16 protein-coding genes are annotated in these 17090 nt (G+C 63.6%); 10 read left to right on the top strand and 6 right to left on the bottom strand.

Annotated features, from left to right (window positions below; genetic code table 11):
• Positions 1-254 precede the first annotated feature (254 nt).
• Positions 255-1580 carry a PLP-dependent aminotransferase family protein gene (locus tag HX873_RS27235; protein WP_008434545.1) on the bottom strand — a complete coding sequence of 442 codons (1326 nt, stop codon included), beginning with the start codon at positions 1578-1580 and terminating at the stop codon, positions 255-257.
• 94 nt (positions 1581-1674) lie between these two features.
• Between HX873_RS27235 and HX873_RS27230 the strand changes: the two genes are divergently transcribed.
• Positions 1675-2304: a LysE family translocator gene (locus tag HX873_RS27230; RefSeq protein ID WP_087695340.1), complete on the top strand. Its 630-nt coding sequence runs from the start codon at positions 1675-1677 to the stop codon at positions 2302-2304.
• Positions 2305-2331: 27 nt separating this feature from the next.
• Positions 2332-2673, top strand: coding sequence for an antibiotic biosynthesis monooxygenase (locus HX873_RS27225; protein ID WP_003208192.1), 342 nt, complete (start codon positions 2332-2334; stop codon positions 2671-2673).
• Here the strand turns inward: HX873_RS27225 and inhA are convergent.
• The gene (gene inhA / locus HX873_RS27220; RefSeq protein ID WP_177040814.1) at positions 2670-3350 is read right to left on the bottom strand and encodes an isonitrile hydratase; all 681 of its coding nucleotides are present in this window, start codon (positions 3348-3350) and stop codon (positions 2670-2672) included. The genes HX873_RS27225 and inhA overlap by 4 nt on opposite strands.
• Positions 3351-3440: 90 nt before the next feature.
• Between inhA and HX873_RS27215 the strand changes: the two genes are divergently transcribed.
• The 3 genes from HX873_RS27215 to HX873_RS27205 all read left to right on the top strand — a co-directional run bounded on the left by HX873_RS27215 (position 3441) and on the right by HX873_RS27205 (position 7320).
• Positions 3441-4409, top strand: coding sequence for a GlxA family transcriptional regulator (locus HX873_RS27215; RefSeq protein WP_177036734.1), 969 nt, complete (start codon positions 3441-3443; stop codon positions 4407-4409).
• A gap of 131 nt (positions 4410-4540) precedes the next feature.
• Positions 4541-5128, top strand: a complete 588-nt coding sequence (locus HX873_RS27210) for a biliverdin-producing heme oxygenase (protein ID WP_043225183.1) — start codon at positions 4541-4543, stop codon at positions 5126-5128.
• Positions 5125-7320 carry an ATP-binding protein gene (locus HX873_RS27205; protein ID WP_087695344.1) on the top strand — a complete coding sequence of 732 codons (2196 nt, stop codon included), beginning with the start codon at positions 5125-5127 and terminating at the stop codon, positions 7318-7320. Before HX873_RS27210 ends, HX873_RS27205 begins: the two co-directional genes overlap by 4 nt.
• On the opposite strand, the gene HX873_RS27200 is transcribed toward HX873_RS27205, so the two are convergent.
• Positions 7298-8206: an alpha/beta fold hydrolase gene (locus tag HX873_RS27200; RefSeq protein WP_177123479.1), complete on the bottom strand. Its 909-nt coding sequence runs from the start codon at positions 8204-8206 to the stop codon at positions 7298-7300. The genes HX873_RS27205 and HX873_RS27200 overlap by 23 nt on opposite strands.
• 113 nt (positions 8207-8319) lie before the next feature.
• Here HX873_RS27200 and HX873_RS31870 point away from each other — a divergent pair, with 113 nt between their 5' ends.
• The gene (locus HX873_RS31870) at positions 8320-8454 is read left to right on the top strand and encodes a hypothetical protein (protein WP_256344300.1); all 135 of its coding nucleotides are present in this window, start codon (positions 8320-8322) and stop codon (positions 8452-8454) included.
• 208 nt (positions 8455-8662) lie between these two features.
• Here the strand turns inward: HX873_RS31870 and HX873_RS27195 are convergent, their stop codons facing one another.
• The 3 genes from HX873_RS27195 to HX873_RS27185 form a co-directional block, all read right to left on the bottom strand.
• The gene (locus HX873_RS27195; protein WP_087695347.1) at positions 8663-9124 is read right to left on the bottom strand and encodes a cysteine hydrolase family protein; all 462 of its coding nucleotides are present in this window, start codon (positions 9122-9124) and stop codon (positions 8663-8665) included.
• A 136-nt stretch (positions 9125-9260) separates the two neighbouring features.
• The gene (locus tag HX873_RS27190) at positions 9261-11087 is read right to left on the bottom strand and encodes a glycoside hydrolase family 15 protein (RefSeq protein ID WP_177040808.1); all 1827 of its coding nucleotides are present in this window, start codon (positions 11085-11087) and stop codon (positions 9261-9263) included.
• A complete protein-coding gene (locus HX873_RS27185) occupies positions 11080-11880 on the bottom strand; it encodes a glucose 1-dehydrogenase (RefSeq protein ID WP_003208175.1) in 801 nt (266 codons plus the stop codon). Before HX873_RS27185 ends, HX873_RS27190 begins: the two co-directional genes overlap by 8 nt.
• Positions 11881-12041: 161 nt before the next feature.
• On the opposite strand from HX873_RS27185, the gene HX873_RS27180 reads away from it, so the two are divergent.
• The 4 genes from HX873_RS27180 (at position 12042) to HX873_RS27165 (ending at position 16976) form a co-directional block, all read left to right on the top strand.
• A complete protein-coding gene (locus HX873_RS27180) occupies positions 12042-12785 on the top strand; it encodes a helix-turn-helix domain-containing protein (protein ID WP_102605376.1) in 744 nt (247 codons plus the stop codon).
• A 114-nt stretch (positions 12786-12899) separates the two neighbouring features.
• Positions 12900-14348 (top strand): efflux transporter outer membrane subunit, encoded by a 1449-nt coding sequence (locus HX873_RS27175; RefSeq protein ID WP_177036745.1) that lies wholly within the window; start codon positions 12900-12902, stop codon positions 14346-14348.
• Complete coding sequence (locus tag HX873_RS27170) at positions 14345-15475, top strand: HlyD family secretion protein (RefSeq protein WP_177123478.1); 1131 nt, start codon at positions 14345-14347, stop codon at positions 15473-15475. Before HX873_RS27175 ends, HX873_RS27170 begins: the two co-directional genes overlap by 4 nt.
• Positions 15465-16976 carry an MDR family MFS transporter gene (locus HX873_RS27165; RefSeq protein ID WP_177029340.1) on the top strand — a complete coding sequence of 504 codons (1512 nt, stop codon included), beginning with the start codon at positions 15465-15467 and terminating at the stop codon, positions 16974-16976. The genes HX873_RS27170 and HX873_RS27165 overlap by 11 nt, the downstream gene beginning before the upstream one ends.
• Positions 16977-17090 lie beyond the last annotated feature (114 nt).

Below are 17090 nucleotides of genomic sequence, written 5' to 3'. Positions count from 1 at the left end.
AACGAGGGTGGCGGCTATGCGCAGGTTAGTCGACCGGCCACATGGAAAACCGGCGCACCCGAAGGCGCCCTACGCATAGCCACCATAAAACTTCATGAGAACCATGCGCCATGTAAGACCCGGGCGACTAAACCCGATCACTGATGAGCAGTGACGGGGCGAAGACTAGCCACCGGTTCCGGCAGGCACAAGGCCGAAAGATTGTCTCGGAAATGTCCCGCAAATCAAAGGGATTTACCCTGCTGGCCCTTTATTCATATCCGAATTGCCTCGCGAATTTTCCCCAAGGCTATTCTCAACGTCGCCAAGTCAATCGACCCCAGCGCCACCCGCAACGCATGCGGCACATGGGCCGTACAGGCAAACGGCTCGGCACTGGTGACCCGCACACCCTGGCCCTCAAGCGCAGCCACCACTGCATCCGCCCGCAGACCTTCCGGCAACACCAGCCACAGGTAATACGACGCCGGATGCGCAATCACCTCACACCCTCGCAAGACCTCCCGGGCCAGCGCCTGGCGTTGGCGCGCATCCTGGCGCTTGTGCTCTTCCAGTGCATCCACTGCACCGGATTCTATCCAGCGGCACGCCAGGTTTACCGTGAGCGTCGGCGTGCTCCAGGTCGAGACACGGATCGCTTGCTCCAGCGCCGGCACCCACGCCTTGGGCGCGACGATAAACCCCACCCGCAACCCCGACGCCACACTCTTCGAAAGGCCAGACACATACACCGTGCGCAGCGGCGCATAAGTAAACAACGGCTTCGGTGCGGGCTCGGCGAGAAAGGCGTAGGCGCCGTCTTCGATCAGTAGAAAATCGTAGCGTTCAGCCAACGCTGCAAGGCGCTCGCGGTCGGCTTCACCCATCACCGTGCCCAGCGGATTGTGCAACGTGGGCATGCAATAAAAAGCCCGCACCGGGCGCCGTTTGCACAAAGCCTCCAGCGCATCCAGATCCGTATGCCCAGCCGGTTGCGGCAGCGGCTCCAGGTCGATGCGCTGGGACTGGGCCAGGGTTTTCAACCCGGGATACGTCAGCGCATCCACCGCCAATACATCCCCCGGTTGCAGCAGCGCCATCAGGCTGACGGCGAGGCCTTGTTGCGCACCGTTGACGATCAGCACTTGCTCGCCACTCACGCGAATCTGCCGATTGCGCAGGTGCCGCGCGGCGGTCTGTCGTTCATGGGCGCGGCCACCTTGCGGCGCGGAATGCAGCAGCGCATCGAGGTCGCCCGAGGCGGCAATGGCACGCAAACCGTCGCGCAGCATCTCGGCCTGGCCCGGCAACGAGGGGTAGTTGAGGCTCAGGTCCACGGTGCCCGGTTGCAGCGGTTGTTGCACCAGGCCCATGCCCCGCAGCAACGTGGTGTCGCGCACAAACGTCCCGCGTCCCGGTTCACCCACCACCAGGCCGCTGGCCTCCAGTTCGCTGTACACCCGCAAGGCAGTGGCGAGGGCGATGCGATGGCTGTTCATCAGGCTACGCAGGGTCGGCAACTGGGTACCCGGCGGCAACTGGCCGGCGCGAATCCGCGTGGCCAGTTCATCGACGATCAGTTTGTAGCGAACCTGAGCCATGGTGCGTTCCTGTGTAAAGTGTATCTAGATCAATTTTTTGTTTGTATCAGGTGGGCTGATTAATCTACAGGCTTTCCCGGCGGATGGCTTGAGCATGATCGACCTCGCAACCCTGGCTGTGTTCTCTGGCGCAGTCCTGCTGCTGTTGTTATCCCCGGGCCCGAACATGGCCTTCGTCATCAGCCACGGTGTGACCTATGGCTGGCGTGGCGGGGTGGCATCCGGGTTGGGCATCAGCGTGGCGGACCTGCTGCTCACGGCACTGACCGCAACCGGCGTGACCGCTCTGGTCGCCAGCTGGCCGCCGGCCTTCGACCTGATTCGCTACGCCGGGGTGTTGTACCTGCTGTGGCTGGTGTTCAAGACCCTGCAGAAAACGCCCGCCCTGGACACGGCCCACGTCAGCCGCGTGCCGCTGGGCCGGGTGTTTGTGCGGGCCATGCTCAACAGTTTGCTCAACCCCAAGGCGCTGCTGTTTTTCATGGTGTTCCTGCCGCAATTCGTCAGCCCCGAGGCGGGCCCCATCGCGCTGCAACTGGTGCAACTGGGGATCATCCTGACGCTGATCAGCGGTGTGTTTCATGCCGTGCTGGGGATTTTTGGCGGGGCGGTGAGCCGGTTTTTTGCCGGCAAACCGGGGAGCGCAGGCTTACAGAAATGGGGCCTGGCAACCGTGCTGATGGTGCTGGCCGTGCGCTTGGCATTGATGTCTCGCCCGACGTGAAACATCACTCATAAAAGGACGTTACCCATGTATATCGCAGCCTTTATCTACAAGCCCGGCGAACGGGATGACGAGTTCCAGCGCCTCACGAATCTGATCGACGCACTGGCAGCAAGGCTGCCGGGATACGTGGGGGCCGAGTCGTGGCGTTCGGCGGATGGCGGGTTGATCAACGCCAGTTATTACTGGCGTGACGAGGCCTCCATTCGCGCCTTTGCCAGCCACCCGACCCACCTGGAAGCCAAGCGCCTATACCGCCGCTGGTACGGCGGTTATCACGTGGTGATTTCCAAAGTGGAGCGGGCGTATGGGGACGGCACCATCGGGCATTTGGTGCCCGCCGACCGCCACGGACGGGCGAACGCTTAACCCAACCTGGCTGCCGCCCGTGCCACGATTTCACCCCGGGTCTTGCGCGACTCGGCGGTGCGCTTGCGGGCTTCTTCCAGTACATGCGGCGGTGCGGTTTCCGGCCGGCCAGCATTGAACGGCGGCGCCGGGGCGTACTCAATCTGCAACTGCACCAGTTGCGCTGCCGCCTCGCTGTACAGCTCGGCGGCCAGGGTCAGGGCAAAGTCGATCCCGGCGGTAATCCCGCCACCGGTCAACAGGTTGCCGTCACGCACCACGCGCTCCTGCACCGGGATCGCACCGAGCGGTGCGAGCAGGTCGTGGTAGGCCCAGTGAGTGGTCGCGCGACGCCCGCGCAGCAAGCCCGCGGCACCCAGCACCAGGGAGCCGGTGCACACCGAGGTCACGTAACGTGCGGTATGTGCTTGTGCCTTGAGAAACGCCAGGGTTTGCTCATCTTCCATCAGCGCCCCAACCCCCGAGCCGCCGGGCACGCAGATCACATCCAGCGTCGGGCACGCGTCGTAGGTGGTGCTGGGGGTAAACACTAACCCGGTGCTGGAGGTGACCGGCGCCAGGTCCTTCCACACCAGGTGCAGTTTCACATCCGGCAGCGATCCCAACACGTCGTAGGGCCCGGTGAGGTCCAGTTGCTGGATGCCGGGGAACAACAAAAAGCCGATCTGCAAGGTCATGGGGACTGCTCCTGATAAAGGGATGGACGGCTTCACTCTAGTCACCTAGGCTTTGGCGCATACGCCATTGAGCCCACGAATTACGCCAACATGCCCAGAATCATCAACGTTCTCGCCTTTCCCAATGTGCAGGTGCTCGACGTCACCGGGCCCTTGCAAGTATTTGCCTCGGCCAATGACCTGGCGCGCCAGCAGGGCTTGCCGTTGCCCTATGCGGTCAGTGTGATCGCCGCGCAGGCCGAGCCGGTGATGACCTCGGCGGGCCTGGCCCTGGTGGCCGAGCCACTGCCGCCTGCCGATGCCCCGTGCGACACACTGGTGATTGCCGGCGGCTGGGGGGTGTACGGCGCCGCCGAAGACCCGGCGCTGGTGGACTGGGTTCGGCAAAAAGCCACCCAGGCCCGGCGCATGACTTCGGTGTGTACCGGCGCCTTTCTGCTGGCCGCCAGCGGTTTGCTCGACGGCCGCCGCGTGGTGACCCACTGGACGCGCTGCGAAGAACTCGCGCGCAAGTACCCACAGCTGACGGTGGAGGCCAATCCGATTTTCATCCAGCAGGGCAACCTGTGGACCTCCGCCGGCGTGACCGCCGGTATCGACTTGTGCCTGGCGCTGGTGGAGGAGGACCTGGGTCGCGCCGTGGCCCTGGAAGTGGCGCGGCACCTGGTGGTGTTTCTCAAGCGCCCCGGTGGGCAATCGCAGTTCAGCGTGACGTTGTCCCTGCAAAAGGGCGGTAGCCGTTTTGCGGAGCTGCACGCCTGGATCGCCGAACACCTGACCCTCGATTTGAACGTTGCCACACTGGCCGCCCAGGCGGGCATGAGCGAGCGCAGCTTCGTGCGCCACTACCGCAGCGAGACCGGCCAGACCCCCGCGCGGGCGGTCGAGTTGATCCGTGTGGAAACCGCCCGCCGGCAATTGGCGGACAGCAGCGCGTCGATCAAGCGCATCGCCGTGCACTGCGGCTTTGGCTGCGAAGAAACCATGCGCCGCAGCTTCCTGCGAGCGGTATCGATCACGCCCCAGGCCTATCGTGAACGGTTTTCCTCACCCGGTTGAAGCGAAGCCTGTTTGAACGAATAGGTACGTTTTTGTATCAAGGTGCTATGTTACTCACAGTCCATTGCGCAGTGTCTTGATCCCAGGCCTCTACGTCGCGGTTTTGAACCTTCCCGGCGTGCGCACAGCTCATGAATTCACTACCTCCTGTCCTTGTCGAACTACGTGCGGCGACCGCTGCGCTGCACCGACGCCTCGATACCCGTCTGCCGTTTTCCCGCATGGACCTGGCGTTGTACCGCGAGTTGATGAGCGCCTACTACGGCTTCTATCAACCGCTGGAGCGCGCCCTGGCGCCGTGGGGCGAGATCATCCCGGACCTGGAGTGGGGGCGGCGCAGCAAAACTCCGTACTTGCAGGCGGATTTGCGGGCGCTGGGCCTGGAAAACCTGCAGATCGATGCCTTGCCGATATGCCCCGAACTGCCCGCCATCACCAACGTGGCCCAGGCCTTGGGCGCCCTCTATGTGCTGGAAGGCGCCACCCTCGGCGGCCAGGTGTTGCGCGACCTGATCGAGATCAAGATTGGCGTGGGCTCCACCAATGGCGGCGCGTTCATGAATGTGTACGGGGCCGAGACCAGCGCCCTGTGGCAGCGCTTTATGGCGTGCCTTTACCCGCTGCGAACCGCGTACGAGCGCGTGGAGGCGGTGAAGGTCGCCGAGTCGACCTTCCTGTGTTTCGAGCAGTGGCTGGACCGCTGCGGGGTGCTGCGATGACCACGGTCGATACGCTGATCGACGATTGCGCCAGCGAGCCCATCCATATCCCCGGCTCGATCCAGCCTCACGGGTTGTTGTTGACGCTGAGCGAACCGGCGCTTGAGGTGCTGCAAGCCAGCAGCAACCTGAGCGTCGCGCTGGGCCTGGACGCGCAACGCCTGTCGGGCCAGGCGCTAGCCAGTGTGCTGGGCAGCGAAGCGGCAGTACAGGTGAGTCGTGCCCTGGCAGACCTGGACGCCTTTGAGGAGGACGTGCATCAACTGACGCTGGATGGCTACGCCTACGACATCCTGCTGCATCGTCATCAAGGCCTGCTGTTTCTCGAACTGGAGCGGAGCCTCACGCTTGAGCACAGCGCTGTGAAGCAGCTGTCCCGAACGCTGCGCCGCTTGCAGTCGGCGAAGACGCTCGACAGCTTGTACCAGATCAGCGTGACCGAGATTCGTAGCCTCACCGGTTATGACCGGGTCACCTTGTACCGCTTCGAGCAGGAAGGCCACGGCAAAGTGATTGGCGAGGCCCTCAGCGACGGCATGCAGCCGTACCTGGGATTATGTTTTCCCGCGTCGGACATCCCGCCCCAGGCCCGCGAGCTGTACCGGCTGAACTGGATCCGCGCGATTCCCGACGCCGAGTACCAGCCGGTGCCGATCCTGCCGGCCCTGCGCCCCGACAACGGCCAGCCCCTGGACCTCAGCTTCGCCGTGTTGCGCAGCGTGTCCCCGGTGCACTGCCATTATTTGAAGAACATGGGCGTGCGTTCCTCCATGAGCATTTCGTTGCTCAAGGACGACCAGCTCTGGGGCCTGATCACCTGTGGTCACCGTGAGCCGTTGCGCGTGCCCCATGAACTGCGCACGGCGTGCACCAGCATCGGCCAGTTGTTGTCGATGCAGATCACGTTGCTCCAGGAGCAGCAGGAGCGCCGCCAACAACGTGACAAGGCCGCCATGGTCGAAGAGTTGGTCGCCGCCATGACCGCGGACCAGTGCGATGTGATGGAAAGCCTGTTGCCCTATGCGCAAACGCTGCTGAACCTGACCGCCGCCGGTGGCCTGGCGATACGGGTGGAAGAGCGCCTGCATGTGTTCGGCGTTTGCCCTGCACGTGCTGAAATCCACGCCTTGTACCAGTGGGTGCGCGGACAGGGCAAAGGCGTGGTGCACAGCCATCAATTGTCGGTGGACTTTCCCCCGGCGGCGGCCTACCAGGCCCATGCCAGCGGCCTGTTGGCGTTCTGCCTGCCCAAGCCGGTGGACAACGCGGTGATGTGGTTTCGCCCGGAGGTCCAGTCCTCGGTGGAGTGGAGCGGCCAGCCGGTCAAACATCAGGAACCGGGCAGCACGACCTTGAGCCCGCGCCTGTCGTTTGAGTTGTGGAAGCAGCAGGTCGATGGCAAGGCGCTGTATTGGTCGCTGTCGGAGCTACAGGCGGCGGAGAGCCTGCGGCGCAATGCCCTGGAGCATGACCTGGCGCGCCAGGTGCAACGCGAACATGCTGCGGTGCGGGCGCGTGACGAGCTGGTGGCGGTGGTCTCCCATGACCTGCGCAGCCCGCTGACCATCCTGCTGATGCAATGCGGCATGATGCGCAGCATGGTGCCCGCCGAGGACAACAAGGCGAACCGGCGCCTCTCCACCGCGATTGAAACCATGCAAAACGCCACCGCCCGCATGAACACGCTGCTGGAAGACCTGATCGATATTTCGCGCATCGAGGCCGGGCGCTACAGCGTTTCGCTGCAACGGCTCGATGTGGCGGCAACCCTGGACCAGATCTGTTCGATGTGGCAACCGCTGGCGGCTGCCAAGGGTGTGGACCTGACTTGGCGCTCAGTGGACGGGCTGAGTGCCCAGGCCGACCCGGAGCGCTTGTTCCAGGTGTTTTCCAACTTACTGGGCAACGCCCTGAAATTCACCCCGGTGGGCGGAGTGATCGAGGTGATTGCCGAGGCGGCGGGGGACGAAGTGCTGTTTCGGGTATGCGACAACGGCATCGGCATCGACCCGGCGCAACTGCCGTATATTTTCGACCGCTACTGGACCTCACGCGAGGGCAACCCCACCGGCAGCGGGCTGGGGTTGTACATCTCCCACGGCATCGTCGAAGCCCACGGCGGCACCCTGTGGGCTGAAAGCGTGGTGGGGCAGGGCAGCGTGTTCAGCTTCAGGATTTCGGCTGGGGGCTGAGGCTCAGCAGCTCGAAAATCGCCTCAAGGGTTGCCTGGGGCGCCTCCTGGGGAATGTTGTGGCCCACGCCGGCCAACACCTCGCGCCGATAAAACCCGCTGAAATTTTCCAGGTCGTCATCTTCAACCGGAGCCGGACCTACGCCGTCATCAGCGCCGCACAACGAGATGCTCGGTACTGAAATCGGCGGTGGCTGCACCAGGGCCTGCTCGATGCTTTCCAGCGCCGGATCACCCGGCGCGTACATGAAGCGATGACGGTAGGAATGGACCACCACCTCGACAAAATCCGGGTTATCAAACGAGGGCGCTGTCTTGCCATACAGGCTCGGCCCTTCGGCCCAGGACGGCGACCAGAGCGCCCACAGCAACTGGCAGAACTCACGCCGGTTGGCGGTCAGTCCGTCGACACCCCGTTGGGTATGAAGGTAAAACTGATACCACAGCCGATGCTCTGTTTCCGGCGCCCGAGGCTTGGTCGACGCAGCGATATCCTGAATGTTGTAGCCATCGCCCGTCACCAGGCCGCGCACCCGTTCAGGCCAAAGCGCCGCAACGATACACGCCGCGCGTCCGCCCCAGTCATAGCCCACCAGCGTGGCTTTTTCGATGGACAGGGCATCCATGAAATCCAGCAAATCCTTGGCCAGCGCTGCTTGTTGGCCGGAGCGCATCACCTGTTCGTTGATAAAGCGCGTGGGTCCATAACCGCGCAGGTACGGCACCAATACCCGGTAGCCACGTGCGGCGACCACCGGGGCGATCTCGTCATAGCCACGAGGGTCGTAGGGGAAGCCATGCAGCAGGATCACCACCTCACCGCCTTCCGGGCCATGGGTTTCGTAGGCGATATCGAGCATGGGCGTGCGGATGTGAAGGGTAGGCATGGAGGCTCCGAGGGTGGAGGGAAAGTGTTGGAACTGTAGACCAAGCGGGTTACCGAGTGTGGTTCGAAAGGCTGCAATTGCTTGACTTGTCTAGACCGGCCTGGCGCAAGCCGATGCAATTACCCCAAGGGTCGCGCACCTGGCACATCCACTCGCCGCCCTCGACTTCCATTGGCCCGCGATACAACGTGGCGCCTAACGTGACTGATGTTTCCGTCGGCGACCAGGCTGGCAGTGACGCCGAGTAATGCGTCGGCAGAGCGCCGATCAATACGAGCCTTGTGGTAACGATGATGTTTGCCAAATAACCTGTGGCGAGGGAGCTTGCTCCCGTTGGGCTGCGCAGCAGCCCCAGGTTTTGTTGACTGTGTTCTTTGAGTTAGATGGCGTTGAGCTTTTTGGGGCCGCTTCGCGACCCAGCGGGAGCAAGCTCCCTCGCCACAGTGAGGGGCTGACTTAAATCTCTGCGTGGCTGATGACATGTTTGAAGTGGTGTCGCCACAAATCCGCGCCCAGTTTCCCCGAGCGATCCAGCGACGAACCCACGGTCAAATCGCTGATCAGCGTGGGCTGTAATCCGGCATCAAACAACGCAAACCCGGCCGCCAGCACACAGGTATCAGTCTGGATGCCACACACCAGCACTCGGTCCGGCGCGAGGCTTTTCAGGTGGCTGATGGTCTCGGGCGTGGGCGCATAGCCGTGTTTGATGAAGATATGGTCAGCGGCGATCAGGCTGTCGTCGTCGGGCGCCGGTTGCCAGCCGAGTTGGCGAGCGAAGGGGGTTATGTTTTCGTCGTGGCGCTCTACGGTGGCCACTGACGGCATGCGACCCAGCAAGGCGTTGATGCCGATTACCAGCCAGTCGGGCGGGGCGAAGGAGGGTTGTACATCGATGATCAGTAGGACTTGGCGCATTGGCATCCTGGTATAGATCGAAGGACCACGCATTGTGCACCGGGTACACCTCGTCTCCAAGTCTGGCGCGGTCATGTGGGAGCAGGCAAGCCAGCTCCCACAAGGTTACTCAATTGCCTTCAGATTGTGCTCGGGCTCAAGGCTGCCAAACCGTCTTCACCCCGCTCAACTTCCGGTCCAGAAACGTCGCTGCGCTGATCAGCGCCAAATGGCTCAACGCCTGCGGTGTATTGCCCAAATGCCGTGCCTGGTTATCAAACTCTTCGGCATACAAACCCAGCGGGTTGGCATAGCGCAGCAACTGTTCAAACTCCAGATGCGCCTTCTCCACTTGCCCGGCCCGGGCCAGGCATTCCACGTACCAGAACGAGCACGCTGCAAACGCGCCCTCGGTGCCTTGTAGCCCATCAATCTGGCTGTCGTCGTTGCGATAGCGATAAACCATCCCATCGCGCACCAGGCTTTTCTGGATCGCCTCCAGTGTCGACAACCAGCGCGGGTCGGTCGCCGCAACGAAGCGCACCAGTGGCATCAACAGCATCGAACCATCCAGCGCCGTGCTGCCGATATGCTGCACAAAATGGCCGCGTTCTTCGTTCCAGAAGTTGCTCCAGATATCGGCGTAAATCGCCTGGCGGGTCTGGTCCCAACGGGCAAACGGCGCCGGTAGCGAGCGCTTGGACGCCAGGCGGATCGCCCGGTCCAGGGCCACCCAGCACATCAGCCTTGAGTGCAGGAAGTGATGCTGCTCACCGCGCATTTCCCAGATGCCGACGTCTTTGTGGTTCCAGGTTTCGCAGACCTGGTCGGCCACCTCCACCGTGTGTTTCCAGCCCTCGTGGGAGATGGCCTCACCGTATTTGTTGACCAGGTATACCGCGTCCATCAACTCGCCGTAGATATCCAGTTGCACCTGGTCGTACGCCTCGTTGCCGATGCGCACCGGTTGCGCGCCGCCGTGGCCGCTGAGGTGGCTCAGCTCGGTTTCCGGCAGTTCCTGGCGGCCGTCGATGCCGTACAGGATGTTGATTTTCATCGGCTGATCGCAGCAGTCACCCACCCGGCCTTTCAACCAGCGCATGTAGCCGTTGGCTTCCTCGATAAACCCCAGGCGCATGAACGCGTAGACGGTGAACGAGGCGTCGCGGATCCAGGTGTAGCGGTAGTCCCAGTTGCGCTCGCCGCCGGGTGTTTCCGGCAGGCCGAAGGTGGCGGCAGCGAGGATTGCACCGTGTTTGCGCGAGGTCAAAAGCTTCAAGGCCAGGGCCGAACGATTGACCATCTCGCGCCAGCGCCCACGGTAGTTGGATTGGGAAATCCAGCCGCGCCAGAACTTCAGGGTGCGCTCCAGGCACAGGTCGGTGCAGTCGTTTTTGACTCGGGCATCGTCCAGCCCGCCGAGGACAAACTCGGCGCCTTCTTCCTGGTCGAGTTCAAAGGATGCTACGGCAGCGTCGCCATCCAACTGCAGGGTGTGGCTGCTGGTCAGGCGCAGGCCGGGTTGGTCTGCGGCCTCAAACAACACGTCGCCGTCATCTTGAGTGGCCCGGGTCTGGGCGCGGGCGTAGTCATGACGCACTGCGCAGCGCATATGGATGCTCGCTTTGCCGCTGACCACCCGCACCCGCCGAATCAGGATCGGCAGGTCGTCAACTTCTTCACTGACGGTCAAGAAATCGGTAATTTCCACCACCGCGTCATTACTCAACCAGCGGGTTTGCAGCACGTTGGTGTCGGGCAGGTAGATCTGCTCGCGGCGGGCGTCGGGCAGGTCCGGCGTGAGCTGGAAGATGCCGGCGGCGGGGGAGTCCAGCAATGAGCAAAAGATGGAGGGGCTGTCGAACTCCGGCCAGCAGAAAAAATCGATGCTGCCTTTGTCGTTCACCAGCGCTGCACTGCGCATGTCGCCGATGATGCCGTGGGCATCAATGGCACTTTGTGGTTCGTTTTTCAGATCAACCATTGCCACGAAACTCCGGATAAAGGCTCATGCCGCCATCAATGAACAGGGTGCTGCCCACCACGTAGTCGGAGGCATCACTGGCCAGCCACACCACCGCGTTGGCCACGTCTTCGACGTCACCCACGCGGCCATAAGGAATCAACTTGAGAAGCTCCACCTCGGCCGCGCCTTCGGTGGCGGCGCGGTTGATGGCCGTGCGGATCGCTCCCGGCGCAACGCCGTTGATGCGGATGCGCTGCTGGCTGACTTCCTGGGCCAGGGTTCGCATCAGCATTTCCACGCCGCCCTTGGACGCGGCGTAGTTCACGTGCCCGGCCCAGGGAATCACCTGGTGCACCGAACTCATGTGGATAATCTTCCCGGCGGCCCGGGAAACACCTTCGCGGATGCCCTGGCGGTTGAAGATGCGCAACGCGGCGCGGGCGCAGAGGAACTGGCCGGTGAGGTTGACGCCGATCACGGTGTTCCAGTCGTCGAGGGTCATGTCGACGGCAGCGGCGTCTTTCTGCATGCCCGAGTTGGCCACCAGGATGTCCAGGTGCCCGAAGGCATCAAGGGTCTGGGCAAACAGGCGCTCCACATCGGCCTCTTTCGACACGTCGGCGCCAATCGCAATGGCCCGGCCGCCGTTGGCGTTGATCTGCGCCGCCAGTGCTTCAGCCGGCGCCGCCTGGGCGTTGTAGTTCAGTACCACGGCGGCTCCGGCCTCGGCCAGGGCCTTGGCGGCCCCCGCGCCGATTCCGGAACTGGCGCCAGTCACCAGCGCCACTTGTTGCTCCAACGAAATGCGCATTGCCCACCCAACCTTTTTCAGAGTGCCCAACTAGCTGACTGACGGGGCGGCCCACAAGTTCACCGGCTGTCTGGAATGCGACGATGGCTGTCTATATCTATCGTTTTTGCCACAGGACTTTTCGCTAGAATCGACGCTTGATTGATGCGAGACCTCAGCCGATGAACTGCCCACCCCGCCCGTGGCTTGAAGCCTACGCCGACAACTACCGCAACGATGACGTGGTGCATCCCCATTGCCACGCCCAGGCGCAATTGATCCACGGTGTGTCCGGGGTGATGGTGGTCAGCACCGCCCAGGGCAGTTGGCTGGTGCCGTCCGGGCATGCGCTGTGGGTGCCGGCCGGAACCCCGCACGAGATCCGCATGGCCGGCGAAGTGCATATGCGCACGCTGTTCCTCATGCCCGAGGCCGAGCCGGGGCTGGGGCGCACCTGCCAGGTGATTGAAGTGTCGGCATTGCTGCGGGAGCTGATCGTCGCCGCCACGCAGATTGCCGGGCACCACAGCCCGCGTCTGCAGGCCATGATCGAGTTGATCCGCATGGAACTGCTCGCCGCGCCGGTTGTGGCGATGCACGTGCCGGTGCCCGGCGAAGCACGGCTGGCCAGGCTGTGCACGCATTTCATCCGCAACCCTTCTGACGACAGCAGCCTGGAATCCTGGGCCGACAGCCTGAACATGAGCGCCCGCACCCTGAGCCGGGTGTTCCAGCGGGAGTTGGGCATGAGTTTCGGTGAATGGCGCAAGCGTGCGCGGTTGGCCCTGAGCTTGAAGTTGCTGGCCCAGGGCGTGTCGATCCTGGAGGTGGCGCTGGAGCATGGTTACCAGAGCCCGAGTGCGTTCAGCGCGATGTTTCGCAAGTCGCTGGGTTATCCGCCAAGTCATTTTCGGCCCGGAGTTTAGTGTTGCGTCAGGTAACGCTATTGTCCGTTTAGCGACGATACATGGCCCTGACGCGGGCGAATCGGACAGGCCATCTGCCTAATCTGCAAGGCTCCTTCTTGAGCGAGCCTTGTGATGCACAGCCCTTCTTTTCACCCATGGATGCCCATCGCCCTGTTGAGTGTGCTGGCCGGGTGCACTGGTGTGCCCGGTCAACCGTCGACCGTCACGGCGCAGCCTGCACCGCGGCTCTCCGCCGAGTCGGCCGAGGCGTTGCCCGCCCGTTGGTGGCAGCTGTACCGCGACCCGCAACTGGACGCCCTGGTGGCGCGGGCCCTGCACCAGAACAAAGACCTCGAAGCCGCCGCCGCCCATGTCGATGCGTTGCTGGCGCAGCTGGAACAGGCAGACGGCGAGCGCCTGCCGTCGACTTCCCTGGACTATGGCCTGGCCTACGGTCGCAGCCGCGATGACCAGACGCTGGCCCAGGCGACTAACCGTCATGCCGGTGCCGAATGGAGCCACACCCCTGAGTTTTCCCTGAGCTACACCCTCGATTTGTGGGGCGAGGTGCGTTATCGCATCGCTGCGGCACGGGCGGATGCCCAGGTGGCGCGGGCGCTGGAGGATGAGCTGCGGGTGACGGTGGCCGCGCAGACGGCCCGCGCCTATGCCCAGGCCTGCGTCTATGGTGTGCGCGAACAGGTGCAGGCGCACTCGGTGCAGCTGCTGGAGCAGAGCGTCGCGGTCACGCAGAAGCTGCAAAAGGCCGGCGCGGCCACGCAACTCGACCTGGCGCGCCTGCAAGGGTTGCTCGAAGAAACCCGGGCACCGTTGCCGATGTTCACGGCCCGGCGCAGCAGCGCGCTGTATGAGTTGGCCGTGCTCAGCGGGTTGCCGCCGGAGCAGGTCACGCCACGCAGCTGTACCCAGGCCCCGCAGTTGCAGGCGCCTTTGCCGGTGGGCGAGGGTTGGGCACTGGTGCAACGGCGGCCGGACATCCGCCGCGCCGAAGGGCAATTGCGCGCAGCCACCTTGACGGTGGGCCTGTCCCGCGCCGAGCTTTACCCGCGGATCACCTTCGGCGCGATGCTCGGTTCGTCCGCCAGCAGCCTGGGCAAACTCGGGGACCGCTACGCCACGGTGTATTCCGTCGGGCCGCTGGTGTCCTGGCGCTTTCCCAACCGGCAGGTCGCCCAGGCGCGGGTCAGGCAGAGCCAGGCCGAAGCGCGCCAGGCCCTGGCACGGTTTGACGGTACGGTGCTCAACGCACTGAAGCAGGTGGAGCAGGCCATGGCCCTGTACCAGGGCGAACAGCAGCGTGGGCAGGCCCTGGCCGCCGCCCTGGACAACAACCGCCGCGCCTTCGACCTGGCCTCCCGCGGCTACCATTCCGGCGCGCTGGATGCCCTGCAACTGCTGGACAGCGAACGCAGCCTGGTGGGCCTTGAAGCCCGCGTGGCCGAGTCCGACCTGCGCTTGATCAACCGCCAGATCGACCTGTTCCAGGCCCTCGGTGGCGGCTGGCAGCGTGACGATCCAACCGCCCCCTTATCTGTCGCTGTCAATGGAGCCAAACCATGAACCAGGCTGTTGAACCCATTCGCCTGACCGTTATGCAACGTCATCGTCGCACCCTGGTGACCACTGCATCGCTCGCTACGTTGCTGGGGCTGGCAGCCTTTGCCGGGTATTGGTGGCAGTGGGGGCGTTTTCTGGAAGAAACCGATGATGCCTATGTACGCGCCGATTGGGTCGCCATCAGCCCACGGATTGCCGGGTATGTGGCCCAGGTACTGGTGGAAGACAACCAGCCGGTCAAGGCCGGCGATGTACTGGTGCGTATCGACGACCGGGATTTCACCGAGCGTCTGAACAGCGCCCAGGCGCAACTGCAACAGGCGCAAGCAGCAGCGAGCGCACAGCAGGCATCGGTGCAAACCCTCGACGCGCAAATGGGCGAGCAACAGCAACGCATCGCCCAGGCCCGGGCGGAACTGAGCAGTGGCGAGGCCGAAGCCCGGCGCGCGCGGCTCGATTACCAGCGTTATCGTGAACTGGTCGCGCAACAGGTGGCCAGCGCCCAGCACCTGGAAACCGTCAGCGCCAGCCAGGCCAAGGCCCAGGCGGCCCTGGCCCAGGCCAGCGCCCAAGTCGCGCGGCAGCAGGCGCAGTTGCAGGTCTTGCAGGCACGCCGGCAACAGGTGCAGGCGCAAATCGTCGAGCATCAGGCACGCATCGGCGAGGCCCAGGCCAACCTCGCGCTGGCCCGCAATGCGTTGAAGGACACCGAGATCCGCGCGCCTTTTGATGGCGTGGTGGGCCAGCGCAAGGTCCGGCGCCAGCAATACGTGATGCCCGGCCTGCCGCTGTTGGCTGTGGTGCCGGTGGAGCAGGCCTATGTGATTGCCAACTACAAGGAAACCCAGTTGCAGCACATGGCGCCGGGGCAGTCGGTGGAAATCGCGGTGGACAGTTTTGCCGGCGCACATTGGCACGGCAAAGTGGAAAGCATCGCCCCCGGCTCTGGTGCCGTGTTCGCGCTGTTGCCGCCGGACAACGCCACCGGCAACTTCACCAAGATCGTCCAGCGGTTTCCGGTAAAGATTCGCCTGGAACCCGGTGAGTCGCGGGTGCTGCCGGGCATGTCGGTGATTGCCACGGTTGATACCCGCCCTGCCGCCAGCCAGGAGCACGTCCATGGAGGCTGAAGGGCGTGTGCCGTTTCGCGCCTGGGTCGCGGTGATCGGCGGGCTGTTCGGCTGCTTCATGGCCGGGATGAACGTGCACGTCACCAGCGCCGCACTGCCGGAAATCGAAGGTGCACTGGGCGCGACGTTTGAGGAGGGTTCGTGGATTTCCACCGCTTACCTGGTGGCGGAGATCATCATGATTCCCCTCACCGCGTGGCTGGTGCAGGTGTTTTCCCTGCGCCGGGTGATGCTGTGGGGCTCGGGGATATTCCTGGTGGCCTCGGTGGCGTGTTCGCTGTCGCCCAACCTGCAAGTGATGATCCTGATCCGGGTGGTGCAGGGCGCGGCCGGGGCGGTGCTGATTCCCTTGTCATTCCAACTGATCATCACCGAGCTGCCGCCCAGCAAGATCCCGCTGGGCATGGCCTTGTTCAGCCTGGCCAACAGTGTCGCCCAGGCCGCCGGGCCGTCGATTGGCGGCTGGCTGACCGATGCGTATTCCTGGCGCTGGATCTTCTACCTGCAACTGTTCCCGGGGATCGCGTTGCTGGCGGCGGTGGCCTGGTCCATTGACCGCCAGCCGATGCAGCTGGGCCTGCTGCGCCAGGGCGACTGGCTGGGTATCGGCTGCATGGTGCTGGGCCTGGGTGCGTTGCAGATCGTGCTGGAGGAGGGCGGGCGCAAGGACTGGTTCGGCTCGCCCTTTATCGTGTGGATGACACTGCTGGCGGTGGTGGGCCTGATCGGCTTCGTTGCCCGGCAATTATGGGGCGCGCACGCCTTTATCAACCTGCGACTGTTGGGCCACTACAACTTTGGGGTGGCCAGCGTGGCGATGTTTATCTTCGGCGCCAGTACCTATGGCCTGGTGTTCCTGGTGCCCAACTACCTGTCGCAATTGCAGCACTACAACGCCAGCGAAATTGGCGTGAGCCTGATCGCGTATGGTCTGGTGCAACTGATCATGGCGCCGTTTTTGCCGCGCCTGATGAAGTGGGTCAGCGCCAAAATGCTGGTGGCTTCGGGGTTCGCGATCATGGCTTTGGGCTGCTGGATGGGTGCGCACTTGTCGGCGGACAGCGCCAGCAATGTGATCGTGCCCTCGATCGTGGTGCGCGGCATGGGCCAGCCGCTGATCATGGTGGCGTTGTCGGTGCTTGCGGTGCATGGGCTGGCCAAGGCGCAGGCGGGGTCGGCGTCGGCGGTGTTCTCGATGCTGCGCAACCTGGGGGGCGCGGTTGGCACGGCGCTGCTGGCGCAATTGGTGGTGGTGCGCGAGCGGGTGCATTCGGCGCGTATTGGCGAGTCGGTGACGCTGTTTGACCCGACCTTGCAACAGCAGCTTCCCGGTGGCGGGGTGCTGCAGGATCAATTGCCGGAACATCAGGTGGTGCTGAACCTGCTGGACCAGAGTGTTCGTCATCAGGCGTTTTTGATGGCTTACAGTGATGCGTTCTTTCTGGCGTGCGTGGCGTTGGCGGCGTGTGGGGTGGCGGCGTTGATGTTGCGGCGTATCTAGGGGCAGTGCTGTGGGGGATTCAAGTTAGCGCAATGGTTCAGGTGTGTTTTTTATGGTTTTGGGGGGCTGGGTACATATCCGTTATTTGGGTGATGGCCGCTTATGGTTCCGCTC

Origin of the sequence: Pseudomonas sp. P7758 (genome assembly GCF_013386485.1) — a bacterium.
Lineage (GTDB): Bacteria > Pseudomonadota > Gammaproteobacteria > Pseudomonadales > Pseudomonadaceae > Aquipseudomonas.
The sequence above is the reverse complement of the archived record's forward strand: the minus strand, read 5'-3'. Positions and strand labels throughout refer to the sequence as shown.

What these genes read in the sequence shown, in the direction of transcription:
- HX873_RS27235 (WP_008434545.1), bottom strand. Translation starts at nt 1,580, where the DNA reads ATGGCTCAGGTTCGCTACAAACTGATCGTCGATGAACTGGCCACGCGG.
- HX873_RS27230 (WP_087695340.1), top strand. Translation starts at nt 1,675, where the DNA reads ATGATCGACCTCGCAACCCTGGCTGTGTTCTCTGGCGCAGTCCTGCTG.
- HX873_RS27225 (WP_003208192.1), top strand. Translation starts at nt 2,332, where the DNA reads ATGTATATCGCAGCCTTTATCTACAAGCCCGGCGAACGGGATGACGAG.
- inhA (WP_177040814.1), bottom strand. Translation starts at nt 3,350, where the DNA reads ATGACCTTGCAGATCGGCTTTTTGTTGTTCCCCGGCATCCAGCAACTG.
- HX873_RS27215 (WP_177036734.1), top strand. Translation starts at nt 3,441, where the DNA reads ATGCCCAGAATCATCAACGTTCTCGCCTTTCCCAATGTGCAGGTGCTC.
- HX873_RS27210 (WP_043225183.1), top strand. Translation starts at nt 4,541, where the DNA reads ATGAATTCACTACCTCCTGTCCTTGTCGAACTACGTGCGGCGACCGCT.
- HX873_RS27205 (WP_087695344.1), top strand. Translation starts at nt 5,125, where the DNA reads ATGACCACGGTCGATACGCTGATCGACGATTGCGCCAGCGAGCCCATC.
- HX873_RS27200 (WP_177123479.1), bottom strand. Translation starts at nt 8,206, where the DNA reads ATGCCTACCCTTCACATCCGCACGCCCATGCTCGATATCGCCTACGAA.
- HX873_RS31870 (WP_256344300.1), top strand. Translation starts at nt 8,320, where the DNA reads ATGCAATTACCCCAAGGGTCGCGCACCTGGCACATCCACTCGCCGCCC.
- HX873_RS27195 (WP_087695347.1), bottom strand. Translation starts at nt 9,124, where the DNA reads ATGCGCCAAGTCCTACTGATCATCGATGTACAACCCTCCTTCGCCCCG.
- HX873_RS27190 (WP_177040808.1), bottom strand. Translation starts at nt 11,087, where the DNA reads ATGGTTGATCTGAAAAACGAACCACAAAGTGCCATTGATGCCCACGGC.
- HX873_RS27185 (WP_003208175.1), bottom strand. Translation starts at nt 11,880, where the DNA reads ATGCGCATTTCGTTGGAGCAACAAGTGGCGCTGGTGACTGGCGCCAGT.
- HX873_RS27180 (WP_102605376.1), top strand. Translation starts at nt 12,042, where the DNA reads ATGAACTGCCCACCCCGCCCGTGGCTTGAAGCCTACGCCGACAACTAC.
- HX873_RS27175 (WP_177036745.1), top strand. Translation starts at nt 12,900, where the DNA reads ATGCACAGCCCTTCTTTTCACCCATGGATGCCCATCGCCCTGTTGAGT.
- HX873_RS27170 (WP_177123478.1), top strand. Translation starts at nt 14,345, where the DNA reads ATGAACCAGGCTGTTGAACCCATTCGCCTGACCGTTATGCAACGTCAT.
- HX873_RS27165 (WP_177029340.1), top strand. Translation starts at nt 15,465, where the DNA reads ATGGAGGCTGAAGGGCGTGTGCCGTTTCGCGCCTGGGTCGCGGTGATC.